This is a genomic window from Vibrio sp. FF266, from assembly GCF_041439695.1.
In the GTDB taxonomy this organism is placed as follows: domain Bacteria; phylum Pseudomonadota; class Gammaproteobacteria; order Enterobacterales; family Vibrionaceae; genus Vibrio; species Vibrio tasmaniensis_A.
Map to the genome: position 1 here is coordinate 111,493 of NZ_JBGOOO010000009.1, position 16,713 is coordinate 128,205.

The following is a 16,713-nucleotide window of genomic DNA, read 5'->3' on the forward strand; positions in this document are numbered from 1 at the left end:
TACAGCGAAGCATTAGTCAATTTTACCGTGACACTGTTTGTATTTTTTGCCACTTCCACATGGGCATGGTTCATTACGACCCACTTTACGCTCATCACGCACTACCGTTTGTGGAGATGCCGCTTCAGCTTCATCGTCAGCTAGCTGGTTTTCAGCCGTTGCATGTTGTGCTTGTGCACGACGCGCCGCTTCTTCAGCTTGAGCTTGACGTTGAGCTTCCATCTTTTCAACTTCTTCTTGTTGCTGAACGCGAACTTTAGAAAGGATGGTAACAACGTCTGTTTTTAGTACATCTAGTAGGCCTTCAAACAGTTCAAACGACTCGCGCTTGTACTCTTGTTTCGGGTTCTTCTGAGCGTAACCACGTAAGTGGATACCTTGACGAAGGTGATCCATCGCAGCCAAGTGCTCTTTCCAAAGACCGTCTAGCGTTTGTAGCATCACAGATTTCTCGAAGTTACGCAGTACTTGAGCACCAACCACTTCTTCTTTCTGTTTGTACGAATCAACCGCCATACCAAGAATACGCTCACGCAATGCTTCTTCATAAAGCTTGTCGTCTTCGTCTAACCAACCTTGAATATCAAAGTCTAGATCGAAGTCATTCTTCAGACGATCTTGTAGACCCGCGATATCCCACATGTCTTCAAGAGACTGAGGTGCGATGTATTCATCAATCACTGATGCTAGTACATCTTCACGGTTGTGTTCGATCATTTCGCTGATGTCGTCAGAACTCATCAGTTCATCACGAAGCTCATAAACCACTTTACGTTGGTCATTGGCTACATCATCGTACTCAAGAAGCTGCTTACGAATATCGAAGTTACGACCTTCAACTTTACGTTGTGCTTTTTCAATTGAGCGAGAAAGCATCTTAGATTCGATAGCTTCGCCCTCGTCCATACCACTTTGGATAAGACCAGCCATACGATCCGATGTGAAGATACGTAGCAGAGAATCTTCCATTGATAGGTAGAAACGAGAAGAACCCGCATCACCTTGACGACCAGAACGACCACGTAGCTGGTTATCGATACGGCGAGATTCATGACGCTCAGTACCAATGATGTGCAGACCACCTGACTCAAGCACTTTATCATGGATTACTCTCCAGTCAGCTTTGATCTTCTCGATCTGCTCTTTGGTTGGATTCTCTAGCTTCTCAACTTGTGCCTGCCAGCTACCACCTAACACGATATCGGTACCACGACCAGCCATGTTAGTTGCGATAGTTACCGCGCTCGGCATACCAGCTTGTGCAACAATCTCAGCTTCCATTTCATGAAACTTAGCATTTAGAACGTTGTGCTTAATTTTTGATTTTTTCAATGCGTTAGACAGCAGTTCAGATTTCTCGATAGAAACTGTACCAACCAGTGATGGCTGACCAGCCGCTACACGGTCTTTGATGTCTTCAATGATCGCATTGAACTTGTCTTCTTCAGTACGATAAACCACATCTGGCATATCGTTACGAACCATAGGCTTGTTGGTTGGGATAACCACCGTTTCTAGGCCGTAGATAGACTGGAATTCGAACGCTTCTGTATCAGCAGTACCTGTCATACCTGACAGTTTTTCATACAGACGGAAGAAATTCTGGAATGTGATCGATGCTAATGTTTGGTTTTCATTTTGAATCTTCACACCTTCTTTAGCTTCAACAGCTTGGTGTAAACCTTCAGACCAACGACGACCTGGCATAGTACGACCAGTATGTTCATCAACGATAACCACTTCGCCTTCTTCAGTAACGATGTAGTCGACGTTTTTCTCAAACAATACGTGTGCACGAAGCGCAGCATTCACATGGTGCAATAGGCTGATATTGGTTGGAGAGTAAAGTGTGTCACCCTCTTCCATCAAGCCGTTTTTGACCATTAGTTCTTCTACAAACTCTTGACCGTTTTCAGTCAGGTGAACCTGTTTTGATTTTTCGTCCATGGTGTAGTGACCTTCACCACGGTACTCTTCTGAATCTTCTTTATCTTGACGCTCTAGAGAAGGGATTAGAGTGTTAATGCGCGTATAAAGGTCAGAACTATCTTCAGCGGGGCCAGAGATAATTAACGGAGTACGAGCTTCATCAATTAAGATTGAGTCAACCTCATCGACTACAGCAAAGAAGCGCTCACGTTGAACTCGGTCTTCAGCACGGAAAGCCATGTTGTCACGAAGGTAATCAAAACCAAACTCGTTGTTTGTTCCGTATAGGATGTCAGCTTGGTACGCTTCTTTTTTCTCTGGCGGAGCCATGTTTGCCACATTCACGCCAACAGTCATGCCAAGGAATTCAAATAATGGGCGGTTTGTTTCCGCATCACGCTTCGCTAGGTAATCGTTCACCGTTATTACGTGAACACCTTTGCTTGGTAGCGCGTTTAGATAAGCTGGTAGGGTTGCGGTAAGTGTCTTACCTTCACCAGTACGCATCTCTGCAATTTGGCCAGCATTTAGAACCATGCCACCAATCATTTGCACGTCAAAATGACGCATGCCGTAAACACGCTTCGACGCTTCACGTACCGTAGCGAATGCTTCAGGTAGAAGTTGATCTAACGATTCACCTTTATCTAAGCGCTCACGAAACTCAACCGTTTTTGCTTTTAGTTCATCGTCTGAAAGAGCTTCAAACGTTGGTTCGAAGTTATTAATTTCTTTTACAATTTTTCTAAGGCGGCGCAGTGTTCTGTCATTGCGACTGCCAATTACCTTTGTCAGCAGCTTAGTAATCATGTGCTTGGAATCTCTTCGTTCTCAGATCGTCCGCGATCTATTTTAAATGCCGTCAGTCTCTACTAGCTATAAACTAGTCTTTAGTTACTAACCAAGGATACTGAGATAAATCTAGTATCTTTGATATTGTACTTGAGAGTAGAGTTTTCAAGGCTTCAGTTAAAATTAATGCCCTCTAGTGTAAGTAATTTTCACACCAACGACCATTTATAACCCCATTTGTTTGATGTGCTTGGTACTTTTCTTTCTAATTGTTGATGGATTAGCCTGACTGTAGCCAAATACTAGGCAACTTTTAAATACTGACGACACTGTATCTGGAAAATAGATACAAAAAAACCAGGTCAATGACCTGGTTTTCAAAATCTTATATTGTCGTAAACAACAATTACGCTAGAACCATTCCTGGTTCAGCAAACGCAACAGGAGAGCCAACCTCTTCTTCGAATGTTGCCCATTCCCAAGCTTCTGCATCAGCAAGTACTGCGCGTAGTAGTTGATTATTTAGGCCGTGACCTGATTTGTATGCTCGGAACTCACCGATAATAGCGTGTCCACACATGTAAAGGTCACCAATCGCATCTAGCACTTTATGCGTTACGAACTCGTTTTCGAAACGTAGACCTTCTTCATTAAGAATTCGGTATTCGTCTAGTACGATTGCGCAATCAAAGCTACCACCCAAACACAAGTTTTGTGATTGTAGGTATTCAATATCACGCATGAAGCCGAAGGTACGAGCACGAGAAATTTCTTTCACAAAGCCTTGTGAAGAAAAATCAAACAACAGGTGCTGTTCATCAGATTCAATTGCTGGATGGTTGAATTCGATTTCGAAGTCCATACGGAAGCCGTTAAATGGCACAAACTCTGCCCACTTATCGCCATCTTCAAAACGAATTGGCTTTTTGATTCGAATAAAACGTTTCGCTGCATTCAGTGTTTCTACACCCGCTTGTTGTAGCAAGTATACGAATGGGCTTGCGCTACCATCCATAATTGGGATCTCTGGTGCATCGACTTCAACAATAATGTTGTCGATACCCATACCCGCTAGAGCTGCGTTAAGGTGTTCCACTGTAGAGATACGTACGCCTTCGTCATTAACAAGAGCAGTACATAACATAGTGTCACGAACTGACGCTGGATCAGCTGGGAAATCTACAGGTGGATTTACATCTGTACGACGATAAACAATACCTGTATTTGCAGCTGCCGGGCGAAGAGTAAGTGTGACTTTACGACCAGAGTGGAGACCCACACCAGTTGTTTTCACAATTTCTTTCAGAGTACGTTGTCTGATCATCTGCTTGCCTCGTTATCAGTGCTACAAATCACGGTCAGTATTTACCGACCGCGAATTTTACCATTAATTCGACGATAGTCAAACTTTGGGTATTTGTTAATCAGCCTGACGTCGTAAGAATGCCGGAATATCTAAGTATCCACTCTCTTTCTCAGCTTTAGGTGCTGCACTTTGGCTAGCGCCTGTACCTGAAGAAACAGGTGACGTTGTTGGCTGCGGCTTAACTTGAGGTTTTACCTCAGTTTTTTCTTGCAATGGTTGTGCCACTTTATCTTCCACTTTTGGTGCAGTTTGAGCCGCGACCTGTGGTTGAGGAGTTGGTGCAACCTTAGCTTTACCACCAGCAACTAGTGTAATGTCTGGTTTTTTCTCTGTGCCGATACCTGTTGCTACAACAGTTACACGGATTTCATCCGTCATATCAGGGTCTAGAGATGTACCAATCACAACTGTTGCGTTATCAGATGCGAATGCCTTAACTGTATTACCTACTGTTTCGAATTCATCTAAGCGCATATCTAGGCCCGCTGTGATGTTCACAAGAACGCCACGAGCGCCAGCTAGGTCGATATCTTCTAGTAGTGGGCTAGAAATTGCCGTTTCAGCAGCTTCTTCAGCACGGTCTTCACCTTTTGCGATACCGCTACCCATCATTGCATGACCCATCTCTGACATCACGGTGCGAACATCCGCGAAATCGACGTTAATCATACCAGGGCGAGTAATTAGCTCGGCGATACCTTGTACAGCATTTTTAAGTACATCATTTGCACTTGCGAAAGCTTCTAGCAGAGTGACGCCGCGGCCAAGTACCTTAAGTAGCTTTTCATTTGGAATCGTAATTAAAGAATCCACATGCTTAGAAAGCTCTTCGATGCCTTGCTCAGCAAACGCTAAACGCTTTTTGCCTTCGAAGCTAAATGGCTTAGTTACAACAGCAACCGTTAGCACACCCAGCTCTTTCGCAACTTCAGCAATAACTGGAGCAGCACCTGTACCCGTACCACCGCCCATACCAGCTGCGATAAATACCATATCGGCGCCAGTTAGAACTTCTTTAATTCTTTCTCGATCTTCGAGAGCTGCATCACGGCCTACTTGTGGGTTTGCACCAGCGCCCAAACCTTTAGTGATATCACCACCAATTTGGATCACGCTGCTAACGCTTGTTTTACGAAGTGCTTGTGCATCAGTGTTAACACTGATGAATTCTACACCTTCGATTGATTCACGCACCATGTGCTCAACAGCGTTACCGCCACCGCCACCAACTCCAACGACTTTAATTACTGCATCGTCAGACATTTCCATCATCGGTTCAAACATGTGTTATCTCCGTTTTTTCCTGCAACTCAGGTTAAAACTCTTTTTGTATCCAATTTCGCAATTTACCAAATAAACCAGACATAGAAGGTGCTGAACGCTTAGGTTCGCTGTAATCACCTTCATCGCTGATCTGACAATCTCTTGCGTAATGAAGTAAACCAACCGCCGTAGAATGATACGGCTCTTTAACATAGTCGGTTAAACCACTAACTTCTAACGGCTTACCAACTCGAACTTGATTGCGGAAAACACGTTCCGCACACTCTACCAATCCGTCAATTTGTGCCGCTCCACCAGTGAGAACGACGCCAGCTGCAAGGTGGTGTTTAATACCTTCATCTCGTAGCTGTAATTGAACCGTATCAATAGTTTGGTTAACGAGCCCCATAAGTTCAGTGTAACGTGGTTCAATCACTTCCGACAAAGTTTGTCTTTGCAAACTTCTCGATGGACGGCCACCTACACTAGGGACGTTAACAGAATCATCCTTGCTTACGAGTTCACTCAGAGCGCAACCATGGTTTACTTTTATCTCTTCAGCATCGCTCACTGGCGTGCCGAAAGCGAAGGCAATATCACTGGTTACTGCATTTCCTGCGTAGGAAAAGACTTCTGTGTGTCGCAGTGCGCCGCCAGTCCAAATGGAAATATCCATCGTACCAGCACCAATATCAACAACACAGACTCCAAGCTCTCTCTCGTCGTCAGTAATTACCGCATTACTTGAGGCAAGTCCTGAAAACACGATTTGTTCTACAGTGAGACCACATCGTTCAACAGCTTTAATAATATTTCTCGCCATGTCGCTATGGCAAGAAATTAGGTGAACACTGACTTCCATTCGAACACCAGATAAACCAAGTGGGTTCTTAATCCCTTCTTGATAATCAATGGTAAATTCCTGTGGGATCACGTGCAGAATTCTCTGCTCATCACCTATTTTAATTGATTTAGCGGTATGGATCGCTCGATCCATATCGTCTTGAGACACTTCTTCATCAGAGATAGTGCCCATGCCTTTTTCAATTCGGCTTGCGATATGTTTACCCGATAGCGAGATAAATACATTGCTGATTTGGCATTCCGCCATCAACTCTGCTTGATCAATAGCTCGCTGAACCGACTTAACTACCGACTCTAGGTCGTTTACACCACCTTTATCCATACCTCTGGATGGGCTTTGCCCAGAACCAATGATATTGATTTGACCATCAGGCAATATTTCACCAACTAGAGCTGATATGGTCGCAGTGCCTATATCAAGACCAACGATTATGTTGTCATCTGCGGTCTTAGTCATCTGTACTCTCTTCTAACTCTTGCTCTGGAAACCAGCCTACAGCGGCTCCCGTATCGTACCTGAGGTCGATGTAGCTCACTTGATTCGCCTTACTACCTAATTCGTTGTAAAGCGAAATAAAGCGCTCAACACGCTCATCTAAAAAATCTTTACCTAATTCTAAACGAATACCGTTGTCTAGAATGATTTGCCAGGCGCGACGCTCATTGAGAACGAGCGAGGTAACGGTTAACCCTAGGCTGTTAATTAAAGGCGTTATCTGTCGCCACTTTTCAATCACTTGTTGGCTAGTGCCATCTGGACCGTAAAGTTTAACTCTATCACCCTTCAAAAGGCCAATATCACCATTAAACACCTGACCATCTTCATTCAACAACATATTGCCATTCCAGATAGCTGTCGCATGATACTCAGTCAAAAATACTTTTATTGTGTCTGGCCACTGCTTACGAATCGAGACAACAGAAACCCAAGGCAACGCTTCTAAACTGTGTTGCAACACGCCAATATCTTGAGACATGAATGTTCCAATATGCTCTAGCTCGCTAAAGGCATGTTGAACATCACCAGCGGTTACATAAGTTAAGTCGCCTTGCAGTACTATTTTAGAGAGAGGCAATCGCTGATCGTCCCACATCCAAGTCAGTGTGGTATAGAAAAGAAATCCAATGAATAGCAATACCATGACAAAAAAAGACCCGCCTAAGGCGTGTTTCTTAAGCGACGGTAAACTGAATAGGTGGCGGTTTTCGCTAAAAGTACTTTCTACCAAAGCCCGCATTCCCTGTCGTTGGTTCGCAATTCTATTCCCTATCTTCGTAATAGAGGTAAAAGCACTTACTTTAACCTATGAATTATACTGAGCAAAACTAAACTATCAAACGTTGATAATAAGATTTTTGGTCAATTTTAGGTCAATCGCAAGAAGTGAGCGATTGACCACAGTCTGTAGACAGTATTCTGTTACGCGTTCTGCATCTTATTAATGTCTAATTGCAATGATTCCAACTGCTTCGCTACACGGCCAACGTCGCCCGCACCCTGCGTTAAAACAAGGTCACCGCCTTGAATTACGTTAGCTAAAGCCGATGGCAGTGCGTTGATATCGGCAACAAAGATTGGATCTATCCTACCACGCCCGCGAATAGTTCGACTTAATGAACGCCCGTCAGCCCCTGCAATAGGTTTCTCACCTGCAGAATAAACATCTAACAGAATTAGGACATCAACTTGTTCAAGAACGTTCGCAAAATCATCATACAGATCGCGAGTACGGCTATAACGGTGCGGTTGAAAGATCATAACAAGACGTTTATCAGTCCAGCCACTTCGTGCAGCTTGAATCGTCACGTCAACTTCGGTTGGGTGATGACCGTAATCATCAACCAGCATTGCAACGCCTTTGCCTGTTTCATACTCACCTAGGTGATCGAACCGACGACCCGTGCCTTCGGTTCCCGCCATCGCTTTTAGAATCGCTTCATCGCTGATGTCATCTTCTGTTGCAACAGCAATCGCAGCGGATGCATTCAATGCATTGTGACGACCCGGAATGTTTAGCGTGATATCAAGGTTAGCTTTACCTTCACGTACCACCGTGAATTTGCCTTGCTGACCTTCTTGTACGTAGTTTTCAATACGGATATCAGCATCTTCTGAGAAGCCGTAAGTAATCACTTGGCGGCTAACCTGAGGAATAAGCTCACGCACTACAGGATCATCAACACACATCACAGCCTGACCGTAGAATGGTAGGTTGTGTAAGAAATCAATAAACGTCTGCTTCAGCGTTTCAAAATCGCCGCCGTAAGTGTCCATATGATCCGCTTCAATGTTAGTGACGATACTAACCATTGGTTGCAGATGTAAGAATGACGCATCACTTTCATCAGCTTCAGCGATAAGAATACGGCTTGAACCTAAACGTGCGTTAGTACCTGCACTTTTCACCAAACCACCGTTTACGAAGGTTGGATCTAGGCCTGCTTCCGAGTAAATCTGTGTCACTAGCGCAGTCGTGGTTGTTTTACCGTGCGTACCTGCCACAGCAATACCGTGACGAAAACGCATTAGCTCAGCCAGCATTTCAGCACGACGAACGATCGGTGTGCGCGCTTCACGAGCTGCAATAATTTCTGGGTTTTCTTCGTTGATAGCGGTTGAAACCACCACCACACTTGCGTCGGCAACGTTACTCGCTTGGTGACCAACGTAAACAGTAGCCCCCTTGCTAACTAAGCGTTCTGTCACTGGGTTTTGAGCAATATCAGAACCTGTGATCTGGTAGCCTTCATTAAGCAAGACTTCAGCAATCCCGCTCATTCCGGCACCACCAATACCAATGAAGTGGATAGATTTAACACGGCGCATCTCTGGCACCATTGCACGGATTTGCGCTAAGTCTTGGGTATGTTCAATCGTCATCAATTCAATCTCATTATTTTGCTAAAGCTTTAATCGCTTCAGCGACAGTCACATCAGCATCAAGCTTGGCGGCTTGACGAGCTTTTGTTGCCATCATTTTTAATTCATTTCTATCAAGCTGCGCGATAGTGTTCGCGAGCTTATCAGCCGTCAGTTGAGGCTGTTCAATCATTAACGCTGCGCCACATTCGACTAAATGATCGGCATTCAACGCTTGTTGTCTGTCTTTGTGCATAAACGGAACGAAAATAGAACCTACACCAGCAGCAGACACTTCAGATACGGTTAATGCACCAGAGCGACACACTAATAGATCTGCCCACTCATAAGCTTGCGCCACATCATCAATAAATTCAGTCACTTGAACATTATCTACAGAATGTGATTTGTATTGTTCAATAACTTGCTGTTGATTGTTCTTACCCGCTTGATGCACCACAGTGAAGCCTTCACCAAGCTGCGCCATCGTTACTGGCAAGGTATCGTTCAGGATTTTTGCGCCCTGGCTACCGCCCATAACCAAGATGCGGATGTCACCATCACGCTCAGCCATGCGTTGCTCGGGGTCAGCTAAGGCAACAACATCTTCGCGTACCGGGTTACCCACCACTTCTGCGGTAGGAAACGCACCAGGAAAAGCTTGGAAAACCTTTTTAGCAATCTTAGACAGCCATTGGTTGGTTAAACCTGCCACTGCATTTTGTTCATGCAGAACCACTGGAATACCAGATAACCAAGCCGCGATACCACCCGGGCCACTGACGTAACCACCCATGCCAAGCACCACATCAGGCTGCCATGCTTTAATATGTCGTCTGGCTTGAAGTATGGCATTAATGATCTGGAACGGCGCTTTAATTAATTTACTAACGCCTTGACCACGCAAGCCTTTCACTTTGATGAAGTCGATCTCAATGCCATGCTTTGGCACTAAATCTGCTTCCATTCTGTCTGCGGTTCCTAACCAGCGAATTTCCCAACCTTGTTGTTGAAGCTTTTTCGCCACCGCTAACCCAGGGAAAACGTGACCGCCAGTACCACCAGCCATCACTAAAAGTTTTTTGTTTTTTTTCATAACGTTAGATTCTTATTCTACTAATTCGTTTTGATTGTCGGCTTGTTCTTTTTGTTGCACTCGGCATTCATGATCGATACGCAGCAGCATAGAAACCGCTACTGACATCACGATAAGGCTTGAACCACCGTAACTGATCAGCGGTAAGGTTAGCCCCTTGGTCGGAACAATACCTGAAGCGGCACCTACATTAACAAGCGTCTGAAAAGCAAACCAAATACCAATGCCAAACGCCAGATAACCGCTGAACACTTGGTCGTTTTCGAAAGCTTTTTTGCCAATAAAAATAGCTTTAAAAACCAAACTAAAGATCAACATCAATACCAAGGTTACGCCAACAAAACCCAACTCTTCTGCCAGTACAGCAAAAACAAAATCGGTGTGTGCTTCAGGTAGGTACTCGAGTTTTTGAATTGAATTACCAAGCCCTTGTCCCATCCAATCACCACGACCGAACGCCATCAATGATTGAGTTAGCTGATAACCACTACCAAACGGGTCACTCCAAGGTTCCCAGAATGACGTAACACGTCGAACACGATAAGGCTCAATAACAATCAATCCCACAACGGCAGCAATACCTGCCACCATTAAGGCTATAAATTGTGACAGCTTAGCACCTGCGATAAATAACATGCCAAACAAGGTAACCAACATTACGACAACGGTACCCAAATCGGGTTGGCCAAGTAGCAACACCGCAAAGGCACCGAACACCATGATCGGTTTACCAAAACCACCGAAGAAGGTTTTTCTCACTTCATCCTGTTTACGAACCAAGTAGCCCGCCATAAAGATAAACAGAGATAACTTAGCGACTTCAGCAGGTTGTAAGTTAAACAGCCCGAGAGGAATCCAACGTGAGGCACCGTTAACCGACTTACCGACGGCTAACACCACCACTAGCAAAAAGAAGGATAAGCCCAATAGGTACATACTGTATTGAAACCAGCGTTTCATCGGGATTTGTAATATTACGCTGGATACACCTAACGCTAACACCAGGAAAATGGCGTGGCGGAACATGAAGTGAAACGGCTGATCGGTTAAACGAGCACTGATTGGGAACGAAGCCGACGTTACCATTACCAAGCCCGTCAGCATCAGTCCAAGAGCAATCCATACCAACTGACGATCGTAGAGCGCCTCTGGTGTGGCACGGTTAAGCCATTGCCAAATAGATTGATTAATCTCTTTCACTCTTTGCACTGAATGTTAGTCCTTCAACACGTTAGGCATACTCATGAGCAAGTTCAGTGAACGCATCACCTCTCGCCATGAAGTTATTAAATTGATCGAAGCTTGCACATGCAGGAGACAACATCACCATGTCTCCAGCCACCAGCTGTGGTGAGATGGATTCGATTATCTGCTGCATGGTATCGAACTTTTGTGCCGATGGGTGTAGAGACGTGAATTGATCTGCATCCTCACCGAAACAACACAGTTGAACTCGGTCTAGTTGCGCCAACACGGATTTAAGCTCGCTAAAGTCAGCACCTTTGCCCACACCTCCGACTAAGAGATACAAAGTACCTTGGTATTCTAATCCCGACAGAGCCGCCAATGTACTGGCTACGTTGGTCGCTTTCGAGTCGTTAACCCATTTGATTTCGCGTTTGTCAGCCACTACTTGGCAGCGATGCGTTAAACCGTTGTAGGCTTTCAGAGCTTCAAGGCTTTTGCTGTAATCAATACCAACTTGCTTAAGCAGTGCTAAAGAGACTAACGCATTCGCCACGTTATGACGTCCAACCAATGTTAAATCTTGGGTAGCAAGTACTGGCTTACCGTTATCCACTAGCCATTCGGTACCATCGACCATTGATACACCAAACTCTTGGTCATCAAGTCCAAATGTCACCAATGACATCGTTTGATCAGGATAAGTCTCTTTGTCTTCGCGGTTTACGATCGCACACTGAGCGTTATTAAAAATTCTCAATTTAGCGTCACGGTAATCGGCCATGCCTTGATAGCGATCCATATGATCTTCTGACAGGTTCAAAAAGGCCGCTGCTGCAAGGTTTAGACTGAACGTTGTCTCTAGCTGAAAGCTTGAAAGCTCAAGGACATATAAATCGGCATCAAGCTCAAGAAGATCCAAGGCAGGAATACCGATGTTGCCACCAACGCCAACGTTAAGACCAGCAGCTTTAGCAAGCACACCCGTTAGATCGGTCACCGTACTCTTGCCATTGGAGCCTGTTATTGCCACGACGGGTTTGTCTACCGCCCAACCAAAAAGTTCAATATCGCCAACAACCGGAATACCCGCTTGAATAACATCTTGTATTTCAGGGGTCGCTAAGGCGATACCTGGGTTAGCAACCACTAAATCAGCTTCCGCTAACCATTGGCTATTCCAACTTCCAGAATGCAGCTCTACCGATTCAGGCAAAGATTCTTTTCCTGGTGGTAGCTCTCGCGTATCAATTACCTTCACATGCGTATGAGGTTGATATTTTACGAGATGTTTAACGACAGAGAGCCCGGTAATACCGAGCCCCACAACCACTACATTTTGAATATTTTGCCAATGTTCCATTTAAACAAGATGCTCTTAATAGTTTTAAAGAGCCTCTCATTAAGAGGCTCAGATAGGATTAACGAACTTTCAGCGTTGCTAAACCAACCAGTACTAATACCATCGAGATGATCCAAAAACGCACGATGACACGTGGCTCCGGCCAACCTTTCAGTTCATAGTGGTGGTGAATTGGTGCCATGCGGAAAATACGCTGACCGCGCAATTTGTAAGAGCCAACTTGCAGTATCACTGACAAAGTCTCCATTACAAACACACCGCCCATGATAACCAATACCAACTCTTGGCGAACTAACACAGCGATCACACCCAGAGCACCACCAAGCGCTAGCGAGCCAACATCGCCCATGAATACTTGTGCAGGATAAGTGTTGAACCATAGAAAACCAAGTCCAGCACCTACGATAGCAGTACATACCACAACCAGCTCGGAGGTGTATGGGATGTATGGAATGTGTAAGTATGACGCAAAGTTAACGTTACCGGTCGCCCAAGCAATTACAGCAAAACCAGCCGCAACCATAACCGTTGGCATAATGGCCAAGCCGTCTAGGCCGTCTGTTAGGTTTACCGCGTTACTGGTTCCCACAATAACAAAGTAAGTTGGTACGATATACAGTAAACCAAGTTGTGGCATCACATCTTTAAAGAAAGGAACAACCAATTGAGTTGCTGCAGTATCGTGCCCGTGAGCATACAGAGCAAACGCCACGACTAACGCAATTGCTGATTGCCAGAAGTACTTCCAGCGAGCGATCAAACCATCGGTGTTCTTACGAACGACTTTACGGTAGTCATCAACAAAGCCAACCGCGCCATAACCAGCAAGTACAACTAATACAGCCCAAACATAAGGATTCGAGAGATCAGCCCACATCAATACCGTAATAATGATCGCAGCAAGGATCATCACACCGCCCATGGTTGGCGTGCCACGTTTGCTGAAATGAGATTCAGGGCCGTCATTACGAACAACTTGGCCAATTTGTAGCATTTGCAGACGCTCAATTAAACGAGGTCCCATCCACAGTGACAGACATAACGCCGTCAAAATACTCGCGATTGCACGAAACGATAAGTATTCGAACAAACGGAAAAAAGAAAAGTGTGGCTGTAGTAGCTCTGCAAGCCAAATTATCATGAAAAGTTCTCCTTTAAAGCAGCGGCTATTTTACTCATTCCTGCACTATTCGCGCCTTTTACCAATAAGGTATGTGACACGCTTTCTGGCAAGCTTAGGTGCTGCTCTATGTGCGCGATCATCGCTTGATGCGTTGTAAAGTGGGTACCATTACAGACCTCACTAATCACCTTGGTATCATCACCGTAAGTAAGTACATGCTCAAAAGCGAATGGGGCAGCATATTCACCGACTTGACGGTGAAGTGCAAGGCTTTCATCGCCTAATTCAGCCATATTACCTAAAATTAACCAACGCTGACCTTTGAAGCTCGAGAGTAGCTTCGCTGCCGCCTTCATTGCTGGCACGCTGGCGTTGTAACTGTCATCTATGAGTTTGATATTCTGACTTAATTGTTGAACCTCAACTCGCCCTTTGACAGAGATCAGATTCGCTAAACCATTTTTCACCTCATCAAGCGAGGCTCCAAATTGGATGCTCAACGCTGCAGCAGCTAATGCATTCGCTACGTTATGTTGACCGATGATACCAAGCTCAACAAATATGGACCCTTGCGGTGTCTGCATATCAAAGCACGCTTCACCTTGCTCATTAATGAGAATATTCTTAGCAAAATAATCCGCCTTGCTGTCGCTTTCTGAAAATGTCAGCACGCTTTTATCTGCAAGCACGTCATTCCAAAAGTCACCACCGTTGCTCTCTAGATTAACAATAGCAGTATCATCAGCAGCAAGCCCCTGAAAGATTTCACCTTTCGCTTGTTTCACACCATTGATAGACCCAAAGCCTTCTAAGTGCGCTGCAGCTACGTTATTAACTAACGCCACCTGTGGTTTCACAAGCTGCGTGGTATAGGCAATTTCACCAATGTGGTTCGCGCCCAGTTCTATCACGGCATAGTCGTCATTTGCTTCACTGCGCAGCAAGGTTAATGGCACTCCAATATCATTATTGAAGTTACCTGCGGTAAACAACACCTTGCCACGTTGCTGCAGAATGCTTGCCACCATCTCTTTAACCGTCGTTTTACCACAACTGCCTGTAATCGCCATGGTTGGCACGTCACACTGTTTGTGGATCCAAGCACTTAGCTGACCTAAAGCAAGTTTAGTGTCTTCAACAACCACCTGAGTAATATTTAGGTCAAGTTTTCGTTCGACTAACAACGCGCTCGCATTAGCTTCTACCGCTTGATGACAAAAGTCATGCGCATCAAAACGCTCGCCAACAAGAGCAACAAACAGTGCGCCCTCTTCAACGGTTCGAGTGTCAGTAGAAACCGCATTAATAACACTATTGCTCGACTTGCCAGCCTCAATCAGCTGACCGCTCACCGCTGAACAAATCTGCTCGAGTGATACATCAATCATTATGAAATACCTAAAAGTTGTAGCGCAGACTCTCGATCTGAGTAATGGATCGTTTCGTCTTTCAATACTTGGTAATCCTCATGGCCTTTACCAGCCAAAAGAATAATGTCATTACTGCCAGCCTGTTCTAGGGCAAACTTAACCGCTTGATAGCGGTCGTGCTCGACGAATGCAGATTCAGGTTCGCTTAAACCAGCTAGCATGTCTTTAACAATCAGTGCAGGCTCTTCGCTGCGAGGGTTGTCATCTGAAATAATAATTTTGTCGGCAAACTGCTCTGCTGTAACTGCCATCATTGGGCGCTTACCAGTGTCGCGATCGCCACCACAACCGAAGATAGCCCACAGCTTTCCAGAGCAGTGTACACGCAATGCTGCCAATGCTTTTTCTAGCGCATCGGGCGTATGCGCGTAATCGACAACGACTTTTGCTTTGCTCGGAACTTGAAACAGTTCCATACGACCAATAACAGGTTGAAGCTGAGACGCGGTGTCGACCAAGGTTTGCTTGTCGATACCCAATGAAAGCAAAGTCGCGAAAGCAACCAGTACGTTTGATGCGTTGAACTGACCAATCAATGGAACCGAAAGATCACCTTGCCCCCAGCTACCATCGAAAGAGAGCTTAATCCCAGTTTCTGCATAGGCGACATCAGATGCCCACACCGACTGTTGGTAATCAGACAACGGAAGCAATGAAACAGCTATTGCATTGGACAAATCTGCCATCCACGCTTTGCCGACTTCATCATCCACATTGATCACTGCATGTTTGCATTTGTGTTGAGTAAACAGGCTTTTCTTAGCCAATGCGTACTCTTCCATCGTGCCGTGGTAATCAAGGTGATCACGACTCAGGTTAGTGAACACACCAACCTCAAAATCCAACGCTTTTACTCGGCCTTGGACCAAACCATGAGAAGAGATTTCCATCGCGGTATAAACTGCACTTTCCTCAGCCAACTCGCTCAGTGTGCGTTGTATTTCAATCGCGCTGCCTGTGGTATTAGCCGCTGTTTTTAGGTTATCTAAGAAGCCATTACCCGTGGTGCCCATTACCGCCGAACGCTGGCCGACCAAATCAAGCCACTGAGCAATCAATTGGGTGATGGTGGTTTTGCCATTGGTGCCGGTCACACCAATCAACTTAGTCGCTTGAGAAGAATAAACTCGGCCAGCCAGTTCAGAGAGAATTGAATTTAGCTCAGATACATAAACAACAGGAACAGCATTTAACCACTCAACCAAGCCATGAGCTTTGTCATCACTCGCTTGTGCAACGACAGCTTTCGCACCTTGAGCGACGGCTTTGTCGATAAAGCGACGACCATCAATGGCATGTCCAACAATGGCAACAAAAATATCGCCTTCCTTGATTGCACGGCTATCCAACTCCAATTGCTCAACAGCAATCGCATCTAGCTCAAGTGAACTAAAGTCCCCCCAAGGAGAAAGTAAAGATGACAGCGTGAGGCTATTACTCAT

General features: G+C 45.2%; 12 protein-coding genes. All 12 read right to left on the bottom strand.

Features of this window, described 5'->3' with window-relative positions; translation table 11 throughout:
* Nucleotides 1–12: 12 nt before the first annotated feature.
* Entirely contained in the window at nt 13–2,739 is a 2,727-nt protein-coding gene (gene secA / locus ACED59_RS09675; protein ID WP_017098311.1) for a preprotein translocase subunit SecA, read from the bottom strand.
* Nucleotides 2,740–3,127: 388 nt separating this feature from the next.
* Nucleotides 3,128–4,045 carry a UDP-3-O-acyl-N-acetylglucosamine deacetylase gene (gene lpxC, locus ACED59_RS09680; RefSeq protein ID WP_009848388.1) on the bottom strand — a complete coding sequence of 306 codons (918 nt, stop codon included), beginning with the start codon at nt 4,043–4,045 and terminating at the stop codon, nt 3,128–3,130.
* Between the two features lie 96 nt (nt 4,046–4,141).
* A complete protein-coding gene (gene ftsZ, locus ACED59_RS09685; protein ID WP_012603216.1) occupies nt 4,142–5,371 on the bottom strand; it encodes a cell division protein FtsZ in 1,230 nt (409 codons plus the stop codon).
* 31 nt (nt 5,372–5,402) lie between these two features.
* Nucleotides 5,403–6,671: a cell division protein FtsA gene (gene ftsA, locus ACED59_RS09690; protein ID WP_004729844.1), complete on the bottom strand. Its 1,269-nt coding sequence runs from the start codon at nt 6,669–6,671 to the stop codon at nt 5,403–5,405.
* Nucleotides 6,664–7,443, bottom strand: a complete 780-nt coding sequence (locus ACED59_RS09695) for a cell division protein FtsQ/DivIB (RefSeq protein ID WP_009848959.1) — start codon at nt 7,441–7,443, stop codon at nt 6,664–6,666. The genes ftsA and ACED59_RS09695 overlap by 8 nt, the downstream gene beginning before the upstream one ends.
* Nucleotides 7,444–7,634: 191 nt before the next feature.
* Entirely contained in the window at nt 7,635–9,095 is a 1,461-nt protein-coding gene (gene murC / locus ACED59_RS09700; RefSeq protein WP_017098308.1) for a UDP-N-acetylmuramate--L-alanine ligase, read from the bottom strand.
* A 13-nt stretch (nt 9,096–9,108) separates the two neighbouring features.
* Nucleotides 9,109–10,170 (bottom strand): undecaprenyldiphospho-muramoylpentapeptide beta-N-acetylglucosaminyltransferase, encoded by a 1,062-nt coding sequence (murG, locus tag ACED59_RS09705; protein ID WP_017098307.1) that lies wholly within the window; start codon nt 10,168–10,170, stop codon nt 9,109–9,111.
* A 12-nt stretch (nt 10,171–10,182) separates the two neighbouring features.
* A complete protein-coding gene (gene ftsW / locus ACED59_RS09710) occupies nt 10,183–11,379 on the bottom strand; it encodes a cell division protein FtsW (RefSeq protein WP_009848956.1) in 1,197 nt (398 codons plus the stop codon).
* Nucleotides 11,380–11,401: 22 nt separating this feature from the next.
* The gene (gene murD, locus ACED59_RS09715) at nt 11,402–12,718 is read right to left on the bottom strand and encodes a UDP-N-acetylmuramoyl-L-alanine--D-glutamate ligase (RefSeq protein WP_017098306.1); all 1,317 of its coding nucleotides are present in this window, start codon (nt 12,716–12,718) and stop codon (nt 11,402–11,404) included.
* A 58-nt stretch (nt 12,719–12,776) separates the two neighbouring features.
* Nucleotides 12,777–13,859, bottom strand: coding sequence for a phospho-N-acetylmuramoyl-pentapeptide-transferase (gene mraY / locus ACED59_RS09720; RefSeq protein ID WP_371704903.1), 1,083 nt, complete (start codon nt 13,857–13,859; stop codon nt 12,777–12,779).
* Nucleotides 13,856–15,229 carry a UDP-N-acetylmuramoyl-tripeptide--D-alanyl-D-alanine ligase gene (murF, locus tag ACED59_RS09725; RefSeq protein WP_017098305.1) on the bottom strand — a complete coding sequence of 458 codons (1,374 nt, stop codon included), beginning with the start codon at nt 15,227–15,229 and terminating at the stop codon, nt 13,856–13,858. Before murF ends, mraY begins: the two co-directional genes overlap by 4 nt.
* Nucleotides 15,229–16,713 (bottom strand): UDP-N-acetylmuramoyl-L-alanyl-D-glutamate--2,6-diaminopimelate ligase, encoded by a 1,485-nt coding sequence (murE, locus tag ACED59_RS09730; protein ID WP_017098304.1) that lies wholly within the window; start codon nt 16,711–16,713, stop codon nt 15,229–15,231. Before murE ends, murF begins: the two co-directional genes overlap by 1 nt.